Annotated in this window: 1 protein-coding gene; it reads left to right on the forward strand. The window is 71.9% G+C overall.

The window, feature by feature from the left end:
- The coding region (locus tag LWC33_RS34610) for an IS1380 family transposase (RefSeq protein WP_233308929.1) at positions 1-1,341 on the forward strand (1,341 nt) is incomplete at its 5' end.
- Positions 1,342-1,479: the final 138 nt, after the last annotated feature.

Below are 1,479 nucleotides of genomic sequence, written 5' to 3' on the forward strand. Positions count from 1 at the left end.
TCGTGTGCCGGGCTGGTCCCGGTCGTGGCCCTGGCCGCCCGGTGCGGGCTACGAACCCTGCTGGCCGACACGTTGACCTTGACCGGGAAGGGCACCGCGAACGCTGCCGCGAAGATCCTCGCGGTGATCGCCGGGATGGTGTCCGGGGCGGACTCGATCGACGATCTGGACCTGCTGCGCCACGGCGGCATGACCCGGGTGTTCGACCAGGTCCGGGCCCCGTCGACACTCGGGACGTTCCTGCGCCGGTTCACCTTCGGCCACGTCCGTCAACTCGACGCCGTCGCCGCCCGACTACTCGCCCGGCTCGCCACGGCAACCCCGCTGCTGGCTGGTGCCGACCAGGTCGCCTACCTCGATCTGGACGACACCGTCCGGCAGACCTACGGCTACGCCAAGCAGGGCGCCGGACGCGGCTACACCGGGATCAAGGGGTTGAACGCGCTGCTCGCGGTGCTGTCCGCCCCGACCGCCGCACCGGTGATCGCCGCGACCCGGCTCCGGCGGGGCTCGACCAACTCCGCCCGCGGCGCACCCCGGCTGCTGGCCGAAGCCCTGGCCACCGCGCGGCGCATCGGCGCCGGCACCGCCCGGCACGGGATGCTGCTGGTCCGGGCGGACTCCGCCTACTACGGCCACGACATCATCAACACATGCCGCCGCGCCGGGGCCCGATTCTCCGTCACCGCCCGCCTCACCAAGACCGTGACCAGAGCGATCACCAGCATCGACGAGGCGGCGTGGACGTCGATCCGCTACCCGAACGCGATCTACGACGAGGCCGAGCAACGCTGGATCTCCGACGCCGAGGTCGCCGAAGTGTCGTTCACCGCGTTCACCGGCCGCCGCAAGCGTGACCACGTCACCGCGCGGCTGATCGTGCGTCGCGTCCGCCGACTCAACCCCAGGCACGTGCCCGCCGGGCAGTCGGAGATGTTCGCGGTCTACCGCTACCACGCCGTGTTCACCGACAACCCCGAGCCGATGCTGGCCGCCGAGGCCACCCACCGCGACCACGCCGTCGTCGAGCAGGTCATCGCCGAGCTGAAGAACGGCCCGCTGGCCCACCTGCCCTCGGGGGTGTTCACCGCCAACGCCGCCTGGCTGGTCTGCGCCGCGATCTCCCACAACCTCACTCGCGCCGCCGGCGCCCTGGCCGGGGGCCGGCACACCCGCGAACGAGTCGCGACGCTGCGCGCCCGCCTGATCGCCGCTCCCGCAAGGGTCGCGCACTCCGCGCACCAGCAGATCCTCCACCTCCCCCGCGGCTGGCCCTGGGAACCCGGGCTGGACGAGCTGTTCCGCCGCGCCCTGCACGACCCCCTCCCCAGCACATCCTGACCACCACCCCCACGGGGCCCGACCGGAGAACACCAGTGGAACAGCCGGACAGACCGGCAGCTCACCCATGCCCGGGCATCGCCACCAGACGCCAAAGATCAACTAGCGGCACGACCCAAGATCGACAGTGGATCCAGG

It is taken from the genome of Pseudonocardia terrae (assembly GCF_021343995.1).
GTDB classification, from domain to species: domain Bacteria; phylum Actinomycetota; class Actinomycetes; order Mycobacteriales; family Pseudonocardiaceae; genus Pseudonocardia; species Pseudonocardia terrae.